Origin of the sequence: Desulfatiglans anilini DSM 4660, assembly GCF_000422285.1 — a bacterium.
GTDB lineage: Bacteria > Desulfobacterota > DSM-4660 > Desulfatiglandales > Desulfatiglandaceae > Desulfatiglans > Desulfatiglans anilini.
The window spans coordinates 1-11,125 of the sequence record NZ_AULM01000063.1; the positions used below are offsets into that span (position 1 = coordinate 1).

Genomic DNA, 11,125 nt, shown 5'->3' on the forward strand with positions numbered 1-11,125 from the left:
GGACCATCTGAAACAGACCCTCCATTGCCGATTGATGCGTATCGAGTATTGATCAGCCCTGTCTCCTTTCATTTTTTCCAGCCTGTTGCCTGGTGGAATTCGTAGATCATCGAGGTTCGTTGCCCGATTCAGCATTCTCAACTTCCGCAAAGCGGCTCGCTGCAACTCCTCGGAAAGCTTCATAGACCGCTGTCGATCGAAGATCTTTTCGGCCTCGTTGTCTTTGAATGATCTTATCATACAGGCAGATTATACCATTTAGCGTTTAACGTCAAATGGTTTTAACATCCCAATGCTGAACTGGAAGGGCGGCTAGTCCTCGCCGCCCCTCCAAGGGGTCTATTCTGGCAACTCAGCAAAGACGAGCAGGCCACCGCCGACGGACGCGATGGCCTGCCAACCCTTGCATTGAAACGGCTACATCGATGGAGCCAGATAGCCCTTCAAGTCCACAGGCACATCGACCAGCAGGATGATGGCCACGCCCCTGGAACCTTCAGGGCTGGTCTTTTCGCCTATCGGGACCAGGTTCAAGCTCACCGTTTCCGGCGAAAGCGTCCACATAGCGCCTGAAAGAGGGTTGACAATCATCCGCCCGTGATCGCACTTGATGGAGCCATTAAAAAGTGGCGGAAAAGCGCCTCGGGATGTCTCAAACAATCGCTAAAGCACCGCAAACTTCCGCTTCTCGGGCTGCTCGCCGACCCCCGAGAACTCGAAGTGCGACAGGCAGCCGCCGCACTGCCGGTAGTAGCGCACGCTGTCCTCGGTAAAATCGATCAGGCGCTCGATCCGGTCCTTGAGCTTCAGAAACTGCTTCTCGTTCAGGTCGGCGCATTCGAAGACGGATTTCTGCACCCGCGTGCCGGCGCCCTTGAGCGCCTTGGCCACCCGGTTCCGCACCTTGTCGTCCACAATGTCGAAGCAGATCAGATAGAACATGGCTCATCCCACCTGTGACCATGGAAACGGCTGATACGCCTTCAATTCCCCCAGCAAATACCTCTCGAAGCGCCTCACCTGCTCCAGGATCAACCCCCGGTAGGTCAGCCTCTGATCCCCGTCAGGAGGCTTCACCCGCTGCTCCATCCACTTTTCGTAGGACTTGAGCAGTGCGCGCGAGGTGGCGGGCTTCATCTCGACGGGGCGTTTCCCCTTGAGATCCTCTTCGTCGACGAAATCCGTGTCCTCGATCTTCCGGTAGACGAAGTCGTCCGGGCTGAGGACACTTCGGTTGATAAGCGCCAGCACGAACCGGTCGGCCAAAAAGACGCGCCACTCCTCGACGAGGTCGCAGGCAAGCGACGGCCGCCCGTAGTCCTCCAGGTGCAGCGCACCCAGGTACGGATCCAGACCGACGATCTTGATGGCGGTCAGGACCTCGCTCGTCAACAGCGTGTAGACGAATGAAAGCAGCGCGTTGACCGGGTCGAGCGGCGGCCGGCGGTTGCGGCCCTTGAAGGTGAAGGCCGGGTTCCGCACCAGCCGTGGAAAGCCCTCGTAGTAGACGCGCGTCCCCTGCCCCTCGATCCCCCTGACAATGTCCAGATCGACGGCCGGGTCCAGCGCGCTCCTCTCCATGGCGCGGATCGTGGCCGCCCGCGCCAGCAGGGAATCGACCCCGAGCTGCTTCCCCCTCAGGGCGAGAAAACGCGCCTGGCCGCGGAGCTTGCCGCCGACAATGGAGCGCGCGGTCTCGAGGGCGAACCCGGGGTCGGAGAGCCGCAGATACTGCGCTTTGCGCCGGCCGACGTGCTTGTGTTCGTCGACCGACAGCCGCCCCTCGAACCCCCCGCGGGGGTTCAGGAGGACCGTCTCCACACGGCTGCGAATCAGCATGCGCAGCACCGCACCGCTGATGGAGGTGTAGCCTACGAGGATCAATTGCTCCAGGTGTTCGAGGTCGATCTCCTCTTCGACCCTCCCATCCCGGAAAAGGGCGAGGTTTCCGCCTGATTTCCTCAGATAGCTCCCATTTTCGAGCACATACATCCGCTGCACAGCATCCCCCTCAAGACGTCTCCCGCACCGCGGGCAGAAAACGCGTCACCAGGTCGAGGCTTCGCCGAAGGTGCTCCAGGGCATCCGCCAAATTTTCGACCCGTTCTGCCGCCACGGGCAGGTCTTCGGTCATCCACTCCCGACAGTGGAGCAGCGGATGCGCGTAAGGAAGCGGAGAATCGAACCGGCAGAAATCCAGGGCAACCCCCAGCAGGGTGTGGATCTTCCGGCAACCCAGGGGCGTGCCCCTCAGCCGCGAGAGCTTGTAGTCGACGAGGTGCGGGTTGTACTCCGGCACAGGCTGAAGCAGCGCGTGAAGAAGCGTCTTGCCCCGCTTGAGAAAGCCGACGGTGGCAAAGAGGATCTTCTCTTCGCGCACCCCCATCGCCTTTCCGTTGCGGCAGGCCGTGATCAACTGGCCGAGCGGAGGGCACCGCTCCAAGAGCCGGTGAAGCTCAGGGAAGCGCGCGATCCACTCCCCCTGCCGGGGGTGGATGAGAACGCCGCCGCCGGACCCCGTCTTCCCGAGCGGCGGGTCCTTTTTCTCCAACGTCGAGTAGGCGGCGCCCTCCAGGACCTCCAGGGCCTGCCACACATCCCCGGATCTTTTCGGCAGAAAATAGGAGGGCTTTCCGGTGACCCGGTGCAGCCCGAGGGGAAGCTTCACGAGGTTCCCGAGCCCCTTCCCCGCCAGCTGGTCCTGCTTCGGAAAGACCTCCAGATCGAAAAACGTCAAATCGGGCCTGAGCGCCCCGGCAAGCGCTGCGAGCGCCTCCTTGAGCGGCCGCGCCGGGACAGGCTCCTCGAAAAAGAACCAGAAGTGATACCCCTTCCCCCCGCTGAACTCCGGCAGCGCGAAAAGGTTCATCGGCTTTCCGAGTTCCTGAACGCGCTCCACCAGGTACGCGCATTCGCGCTGAATGCCCGAGCGCTCCTTGGCAAGCGCCGCCCCCGTGCGGTAGGCCTGCTTCAAATCGGCGTCGATCACGCCCGTCGCCACCCGGCTGTCCCGCCGCAGCAGGTAGATGCCGTAGGTCTTGAGGCCGCGCAGGTGATCCCGGACATCCGCCGGCTCGATCGCCCGCCTCACGGGAACGTATCCGCTCGTGCCGGCGTTCCGGTCCGCCCACTGCCTCGCGAAGCAGTCTTCCCGCCCCTGGAAGAGCGCCATATAGCGGGCGATCAGGCGCTCCTCCCGCTTCATGGCCGCAAAGGGCTCGTCCAGAAACTGAAAATCCCCCCCGCCGTCGCCCGTATGCACAGGCTGCGCGTCATGTTGTCCGAAACCGGGGATGGCACCCTGAGCGCGCGCCCTGAGAGCGGCGGCCTCCGCCCCCTTGCCGAGCAGGACCAGCAATTCGATGTGCTCGCGCCACCCCGGCTCGAAGGCCGGGTGGCGCCGATTCAAATCCCCGAGCGTCCGGCAGGCCACGTCCATCTCGCCCGCCATCTGGGCCAGCCGGCTCCACTCGAGGCACTGCTCCGGGTTGAGCCGCTGGAGGACATCCATCTTGCGAAGGATCTCCCGGCACTTCTCGATTTCGCGGTTTTCGATGATAAAGGATCGCAGTCGGGAGAAGAGCAGCTCGAAATCAGGTGCGGCCGGACGCTTCGGGGCCGCTTCAGCGGGCGGTTTCATGTTCGGATCTCCTTTCGCTTGGCCTTCCTTCCCCCTCACGGGCCGGCCTTCTTCGCTATCGCCTGCCGGAGTTTCCCGAGGAGCGGGTAAGCCGGTCTGAACGCGGCCAGGTCCGCAGCCTTTTGCCGGGCGGCCTCGAACTCGCCCTTCCTCAGGTGAGCGGCGGCCTGCCAGAAAAGCCCGTCGGGATCCGGGGTCGTAAAGGTTTCAATGTGGAACTGCACCGCCTCCCCGGCCAAGCGGAGCACCTGGTCGTCGTTACCCTCCCGGTACGCCATCTTGGCCAAGCGGACCAGGGTCCGATGCCGCGAACGCCGGTCCCGCTCGAGCGCCCCGGTCAAAACACTCCGGGCCTTGTCGTGCTCCCCGAGCCGATTGAGGACATCCGCCTCCGTCCACCGGACGTAAGGCCTGCGCACCCGGGGCGGGATCCGTTCAACCGCCGCCAGGGCCTCCCGCGGTTTGTCCTGCGCCAGGAGCACCCGCCCGAGGAGTTCGAAGACGTAATCGCCTTCGGCCGGATTCACCACCCGGGACGTGAACTCCAGGGCGTCCTGCGCCTCGCGGTAGCGGCCGAGGTGGAAGAGGACCTTTCCCAGGGCGAAGTGCTTGTGCTCGACCCGCACATGGTTCTTCTCCCCGTCTTCCTCGATGCAGCGCTGGATGCTCGCGAGCGCCCCTTTCATCCGCCCCGTCTTCACCTGGCACGAGCCCAGGTTATAGAGCGACTTGATGTAGTTGCGCCGCTCCTGATGCCGGACCTTCCGCTCATCGTCCGTCAGCGCCAGCCAATTCTTCACCGCCTGCACCAGAAGCGGCAACGCCCGGTCGGGCTTCTGCAGGATGTTCTTGTAGAGCATCCCTTCGCGGTAAAACGCCGTCACCCCGTCGGGCCGGAGTTCCCTCGCCTTTTTGAAGTGCTCGAGCGCCCTATCCGTCCGCCCGGCCTTGACCTGAGGCGGCAGGATGATCTCCCGGTTCTTGGCGGCCAGCAGGCTTTCGTACAGCGTGTAGGCCAACCCCGAATGGAACCGGAAATCGTCCGGGCTGCGCCTGAGGCACACCTCGTAGGCGACGATCGCGTCGTCGTAGCGTTTGAGCCGGCTGAGCGCGAAGGCCACCTCCGAGCGCAGCGGGAGGTCCAGGCCGAAACGGACCATCTCCGGCTCGCGTTCCTCGACGGGGTGATACAGATCCAGGATCTCCTGCCAACGGTTGTCGGCCCGCAGAAGTTCGATCTCCCCGATGTGCGTCTTCAGCCTGGCCGCAAGGGTCTCCTGGATCCCGCTCTGCGCGGCCAGTTCCTCGAAGAACGCCTCTCCGGCCGGGGTCTTCCCGTTCTTGACCGCCTCGGTTGTCTGTGGGGGGTTGGGAGCAGCCTCTCCCTGCGGATACGATAGGATCTTCGCCGTGGTGCCCATGTCTGCCGCCTCCTTCACATTGAGGTTTGGGGCTGTCGGCAGGACTCCCGGGCGGCCCATCCCTTAGAGAGGGGCTACCCGGGGCCTACACTAATGGAACACGGCATCGAAGAGGGGATTTTCAAAAAACTTTTGCAAAGACCGTCGGTTTTCAGTGGCAGGGATACTGCGCGGATTATTCCCTGAATATCTTTATTTCATTCGAGCACCATGGAAAATCGGCCTTGACCTGGCATTCACATTGAATTAGCATTGTTATTTTTGAAAGCGATAAAAACATTCATAACCAAAAACGCTTTGCCTTCAGAATACCATCCGCGTAAGATTACCGGGATTTCGAATGAGGAGAAGTAATTGAAAGAGCAGATTGGTTTCCGGGTCGAGACCCACATTAAACGAATCCTAGAAAAAATCGCCAAAGATGAGTTTCGCTCCGTCGCGAATGTAGCAGAGAAGTTGATTTGTGAGCAGTTGCGAGGAATGGGTCTTTTGGACAAGGATTTTCTCCCCGTGGACCACCCAGCGCAAGGAAATTCAGTTGAGGGTGCAACCGTTGAATGAGTTTCCATCCGGAAATGGTCTTTTTGGCCAATCTCGGCGTCAATCTACACGTTTGCTTGTGCGGCGACCCACAGGTCGCCTCCGCGCAAGCGCTTGATTTCATTGATATTGGCCAAAAATCCTCATTTCCGGATTGGAAACCGGGTTGTGCCGGGAAATCATTTCCGGATGGAGACGAGTCAGGAAATAATTGATTTCGGAGCTGATCAACTATCATTATATGGTCGGTATTTATGATTAGATTGAATTCCGCCGACTTATACAATCAGTGAGACTGCGCCGCCTGAGCAGGCATAAGGCAAGGGATGGTCTTCACATCAAAACCACGTGGGATGACAGTTGATAAAAATATGCCGATACCCGGAGATATTAAGATCTATCATATTGTTCATATTGACCGTCTCCCTTCGATTATCTTGGATGGTTGTCTCTGGTGCGACGCGGAAATAATTCGCCGCTCTGCACCTGGAACCCGCATCGGGATGATGAATATCAAAAAACGGCGGCTTGAAGAATTAAAACTGACCAGCCGCCCTCAACTTTACGTGGGTCAGTGCGTCCCATTCTATTTCTGCCCACGCTCGGTTATGCTTTACATTATTCATCAGGCTGATCACCCCGCATTATCCTATCGTGATGGGCAGGCCCCCATAGTACATTTGGAGGCGGATCTCCTCCAAACTGTGGCTTGGGCCAAGGAGGGGGGACGCTCATGGGCGTTCACCCTTTCGAATGCCGGAGCCCACTACTTCGAGGATCGTTGCGACCTCTCCCACTTGGACGAAATTGATTGGGCAGCGGTGCAGGCTAGGGATTGGCGCCAGTGTAAGGAAGGTAAGCAAGCAGAATTCTTAATTGAACGGCAATTTCCATGGGAATTGGTCAATCGCATCGGCGTAATATCACGGCCCGTACGTGATCAAACCCTCAGAATCCTTCAAACGGCAGATTACAAACCTCGTGTAGATGTGAAGCCTGAATGGTATTATTAAGAGAATGGAGAGCTATATGATCGTATACAAGACAGGCGACATACTCAGTGAGGACGTCGAGGCACTGGTCAATACGGTTAACTGCGTGGGGATCATGGGCCGTGGCATAGCCCTTCAGTTTAAAAACGCTTACCCGGATAATTTCAGGGCATACGCTGCGGCTTGCAAAAGGAAGGAAGTGCAGCCTGGAAAGATGTTTGTCTTTGAAACCGGGCGACTGGTGAACCCGCGTTATCTCATCAATTTCCCAACCAAGCGTCACTGGAGAGGCAAGAGCCGGATGGAGGATATCGAGAACGGTCTTGTTGCTTTAGTGGAGGTGATCCGATCAAGGGACATTCGGTCCATCGCCATCCCGCCTCTAGGAAGCGGATTAGGCGGTTTGTGCTGGTCAGAGGTCCGTCCGCGTATCGAAGCGGCTTTAGGAGAGTTCAAAGAGCTTAAGGTGGTCATTTTCGAGCCACGTGACGCATCGATTAACACGGAGATCAACCATTCAAAGGGTGTACCTAAAATGACGTCAGGCAGGGCTGCCTTGGTAGGATTGATGTCCCGCTATCTAAACGGGTTGCTGGACCCTTTTATAACCTTGCTGGAAGTACACAAGCTCATATATTTTATGCAAGAGGCTGGAGAACCGTTGAAACTTCGCTTCACGAAAAGCCATTATGGGCCGTATGCCGAAAACCTCAGGCACGTATTGAACGCCGTCGAAGGGCATTTGGTTTCCGGCTACGCCGATGGAGGAGACGAACCTAACAAGCATTTAGAGCTGATACCCGGCGCAGTCGAAGACGCACTAGCCTTCCTTAGAGATGCAGCAGAAACCAAGGCACGATTTGATAAAGTAACAGAACTGGTCGAAGGATTCGAATCACCATTCGGTCTCGAGTTATTATCTTCGGTTCACTGGGTTATTAGCAGGGAGAAGGTTCAAACCGAGGATGACGTTGTGACACGAACATATGAATGGAATGATCGGAAAAGGCAATTCACAAGACGTCAGATTGCGCTTGCCGTGGACGTTTTATCCAGGAAAAACTGGATTAAGAACTTCCCTGATCAGACGATTTGTCAGTGACATGCGCTTCTATGAACCGGTTCTTATCCGATCTTCCATGCGGTTATAACGGTTTTGGACCTCCTTCCTTCCCTTCCGAAGCTGCCGGGGACTGCCAGTTTTTCTCTTTTCCGCCCTGCAGCAGGAAAACCACCACTTTCTACGGCTCGAAAATCGCGGCGAGGGCGGCCTGCACGAAGCGCGTCTCCTTGCTCCGCAGGCCACACACTTACACGCCGGCCTGGCAAACGCCCGTTCCAAGAAAGCCGATCATCTTTTCGCAGGGCAAAGTGCCCTCCCGAACATCCATAACGCGACTTTCCGCGCAACTGACGCCAAAACTCTCCACGGGTTTCTCGCGCTCAGATTCCCGTTGTCTGATGATTAAAGAGGTGAAACAGCGCCTAACCTGACATCATATTCCACCTATGCCGCAGTCCAGCAGCCTGAGGGCCAGCCGCGACCACAACTCGAACCGATCCAGGTCCATTTCCCGGGTCTTCAGCCAGCTGAAGGAATCGAGTTCCCTATCCGCGCGCACTTGGTCCTCTGCGCTCAGCCGCAGCCGGTACACCAGCCCGAGGTGTACGCGGCCGACCGCCGTGCGCTCCTCATTGATCAACCCGACGAAAACCGGCGGATGCGCCGGAGCCGAGAGGCCCAGTTCTTCACCCAGTTCGCGCTGAAGACCCCGCTCCACGACCTCGGGCAAAGCCGCATCCAGCCCGGAGCTATCCTCCCGGTTCACATGGCCGCCTATGCCGACGGACCACAGATCGTGCAGCCTCGCCTCGGACCCTTTCCTCCGGTAGCACGCGGTCTCGAGCCCATCGACGCTCTGAACCACCACGTAGGGGATGAGCTGCTTGAAGGAAGGATCGCCTTCGGCGCGCCCCCGCGGCAGCCATGACAGTGCGGCATCCGGAACCCGGGCGGCGAACGCCTCCATCGACAGTTCACAGGCGGTCATCTCCATCAGCCACTCCCCCGGGAGACCATCCCGGGGGACGCACAGAACCTGCTCCGAACGGCTTTTCTGATTCATCACGGCAGCCTCTCCTGGATGAGCTGGATGATCTCCTTCTCCGCCTCGCGAAGCAGCTCCTGCCTGCGCCCCCTCGGCGCGAAGGACGCCTTGAATCCGTTGCGCACCAGCAGCAGGATCTCCCACAGGGTCAGCCCGCCTTCCGTCAGGCGGGCGGCCCGGTGCAGCTCCCTGGTGAAGTCGGTCCTCGATATCCCCGGGTTGTCCGTGTTGACCGTCACCCTGAGCCCCCGTTCCAGATACTCTTTCAGGGGATAGGGCTCGCGGCGCCAGGTGACTTGCAGAAAATTGTCCCGGAAGCCGACGATCTGAACATTGCTCGATGGGCACATCTCTATGGCGATGTCCCGGTCCCTGAACTTGTCCAGGAGCACCGGATTCTCCTTCAGCGTCAGGCCGTGCCCGATGCGCTCGGCGTTGAGATGATACACGGCCTCCCAGATGCTCTCGGCCGAAGACGTCTCGCCCGCGTGGATCGTCAGACGCAGGCACCGGCGCATCATCGGCATGAAGGCCTCGCGCATCTGTTCGGGCCTGGCGGCCTCCTCGCTGCCGGCAAGATCGAAGCCCCTCAAGCTCGGAAAACCCGACCCATCGCCTCCCAGCAGGCGTTCGGCCAGTTCGATGTTTTCGTAAACCTTGCTCATGATCCCATGCCGGCTCGCCGTGAAAATCAAGGCATAGCTTGCCGGACCGCCCTCAGCCGCCAGCTCGGCATCGATGACCCGGACCACCTCGGCGGGGTCCAGCCCGCCCTTGCCATAATTCATGGGCGAGCAGCGCACCTCGAGATGACGGACGTTGTGCTTCGCAGCCTTGCGGCACAAGATACGGCAAGCTGCGCGCAGGCTGGCTTCCGACTGAAGAAGGCCCGATCCCTGCAGATCCCCCGCCTTTTCGTACGCTTTGAACCCGACTCCGCAGAATGCATCCTCATGCCTGAACGTCCCGTAAATGATCTGCTCCAACAGATCCGCCCGGTCTTCGAAGGCGAGGACGAACGCCGCCGTACACAAGGGTTCGGGGACCCCTGGAACGGCTTGCCGCAGAACCTTGAAATCGATCCCCTCCCCGGCTTCCCCCTCGGCAAGCCTCCGCCATTCCTTGACGTACGGACCCCATCGGTCCCGGCACCGCTCCAGTGCAAGGCGATTCGCCTCGGCAATCTCGAGGATCTCGGCCGGGTCCGCGACGCCGCCGAGATGGCAATGCAGCTCGGCCTTCGGAAGCCTCTGAAGCCACACCAGCTCGTCATCCTCCCTGGCCGGGTCGACGCCGATCCGCTGCGTCTTCAACCGTCTCACCAGGGAAGGGCGCAGGTTGTAGAGCGCGAGGAAATTCGTGCCCGTCTCCTCGCCCATCAACCGGTTGGCCTGGTTGCAGAAAAGAAAAGACGCCCTGCGCGAACGCTCCTGAACCTCCTCCATGAGGCCGGCCCCCGCCACGGCCGTCTCCAGAGGCTCCGATGCCGCCGGCATCTCGAGCGGATACCGATCCCGGCTGATCACCCTCCCGCTCTCATCCCCGAGGTCGGCGGCGGGGTTCCGCTCATGCCGCCCTGCCACGAGGGGAGTAACCGCGTCCTTCAAGTCTTCAGGCAACGGTTCGAGGAAAAAAGCCGCTTCCTGGCCCCACAGCTTTTTCGCGTAGTCATCATTCTGGATGACGTGGATCAGGGCGTGGCACCCGAAAAACACGGCGGCGTTCTGGATGTCCGAACTCATGGTCTTGCGTCCGCCCGCGAGAGATATCAAGAGATGCCCGTCGGCGCAGCGCTCGGCCGCGTGCAAAACGATCCGGAAAATGCACTCCCCCATTTGCCGGCATTCCTCTTCGGAAGCCAAATCCCCGGCTCCCGCCACCTGCCATATCCTGAGGACAGGGAGTCTCCCGCCTCCCCCGAACAGCCGGTGCCAAGCCAATAGATTCTGAATGGAAGTATCGGTCTTCTCACCCTTTGTCGTCACCATCCAGACTTCTTCGACCGGACGGATGTCCGCTGACCGGCGGGTCTCGGCGATCTCATCGCGCTTCGGATGACGGGCGTAAAGATCCACCAGATTCGGGTTCGTGAACCCCAGCAGCTCCGGCACGATCTGCCAGCTTGTGCCGAGCGTGGTTACCAGGATGTCGGACATAATGCCTACCCTTCTGGAAGGAGTATCATTCCTTTAAATCGATTGTTTTTCTCGGATTGACTTTATGTCATTCCACTCAAAGCGCGATATTCGCTCTTACCGTTAAAAACAAACGCCGATATGACCGCCGACATCGACTGTCAATCTGCGCAGGTCAGGGCATTCATTCTGACTTAGATCATATGAAACGGGCTGGTCCGGGGTGTAAAATACACCCCAGCCAAGAAATCCAAAACGGAGGACCAGCCCATGAAAAAAGTAGCGTATG

General features: G+C 59.3%; 11 protein-coding genes. 4 read left to right on the plus strand and 7 right to left on the minus strand.

All coding sequences use genetic code 11. The features are described 5' to 3' along the window. The 5 genes from H567_RS30180 to H567_RS26265 form a co-directional block, all read right to left on the minus strand. The coding region (locus tag H567_RS30180; protein ID WP_028322771.1) for a type II toxin-antitoxin system RelE/ParE family toxin at window positions 1-240 on the minus strand (240 nt) is incomplete at its 3' end. 423 nt (window positions 241-663) lie between these two features. Next, on the minus strand, window positions 664-942 hold the full coding sequence (gene cas2, locus H567_RS0120140; protein WP_028322772.1) for a CRISPR-associated endonuclease Cas2: 279 nt from the start codon (window positions 940-942) through the stop codon (window positions 664-666). Window positions 943-945: 3 nt separating this feature from the next. Beyond that, complete coding sequence (gene cas1 / locus H567_RS0120145) at window positions 946-1,992, minus strand: CRISPR-associated endonuclease Cas1 (RefSeq protein WP_244155526.1); 1,047 nt, start codon at window positions 1,990-1,992, stop codon at window positions 946-948. 19 nt (window positions 1,993-2,011) lie between these two features. Next, window positions 2,012-3,640 (minus strand): CRISPR-associated primase-polymerase type A1, encoded by a 1,629-nt coding sequence (locus H567_RS26260; RefSeq protein ID WP_051185160.1) that lies wholly within the window; start codon window positions 3,638-3,640, stop codon window positions 2,012-2,014. 35 nt (window positions 3,641-3,675) lie between these two features. After that, window positions 3,676-5,061 (minus strand): tetratricopeptide repeat protein, encoded by a 1,386-nt coding sequence (locus tag H567_RS26265; protein WP_035255470.1) that lies wholly within the window; start codon window positions 5,059-5,061, stop codon window positions 3,676-3,678. 354 nt (window positions 5,062-5,415) lie between these two features. Here H567_RS26265 and H567_RS0120160 point away from each other — a divergent pair, with 354 nt between their 5' ends. The 4 genes from H567_RS0120160 to darG all read left to right on the plus strand — a co-directional run bounded on the left by H567_RS0120160 (window position 5,416) and on the right by darG (window position 7,695). After that, the gene (locus H567_RS0120160; protein WP_028322774.1) at window positions 5,416-5,622 is read left to right on the plus strand and encodes a hypothetical protein; all 207 of its coding nucleotides are present in this window, start codon (window positions 5,416-5,418) and stop codon (window positions 5,620-5,622) included. Next, window positions 5,619-5,816: a hypothetical protein gene (locus H567_RS28790; RefSeq protein ID WP_153306295.1), complete on the plus strand. Its 198-nt coding sequence runs from the start codon at window positions 5,619-5,621 to the stop codon at window positions 5,814-5,816. Before H567_RS0120160 ends, H567_RS28790 begins: the two co-directional genes overlap by 4 nt. A gap of 156 nt (window positions 5,817-5,972) precedes the next feature. Further along, window positions 5,973-6,614 (plus strand): type II toxin-antitoxin system toxin DNA ADP-ribosyl transferase DarT, encoded by a 642-nt coding sequence (gene darT, locus H567_RS0120165; protein ID WP_028322775.1) that lies wholly within the window; start codon window positions 5,973-5,975, stop codon window positions 6,612-6,614. A gap of 16 nt (window positions 6,615-6,630) precedes the next feature. Further along, window positions 6,631-7,695 (plus strand): type II toxin-antitoxin system antitoxin DNA ADP-ribosyl glycohydrolase DarG, encoded by a 1,065-nt coding sequence (darG, locus tag H567_RS0120170; protein ID WP_028322776.1) that lies wholly within the window; start codon window positions 6,631-6,633, stop codon window positions 7,693-7,695. A gap of 394 nt (window positions 7,696-8,089) precedes the next feature. Here darG and H567_RS0120180 read toward each other — a convergent pair whose 3' ends face one another. Then, window positions 8,090-8,722, minus strand: a complete 633-nt coding sequence (locus H567_RS0120180; RefSeq protein ID WP_153306296.1) for an NUDIX domain-containing protein — start codon at window positions 8,720-8,722, stop codon at window positions 8,090-8,092. Next, a complete protein-coding gene (locus tag H567_RS27575) occupies window positions 8,719-10,857 on the minus strand; it encodes a CRISPR-associated ring nuclease (RefSeq protein ID WP_028322778.1) in 2,139 nt (712 codons plus the stop codon). The genes H567_RS0120180 and H567_RS27575 overlap by 4 nt, the downstream gene beginning before the upstream one ends. Between the last annotated feature and the right edge of the window lie 268 nt (window positions 10,858-11,125).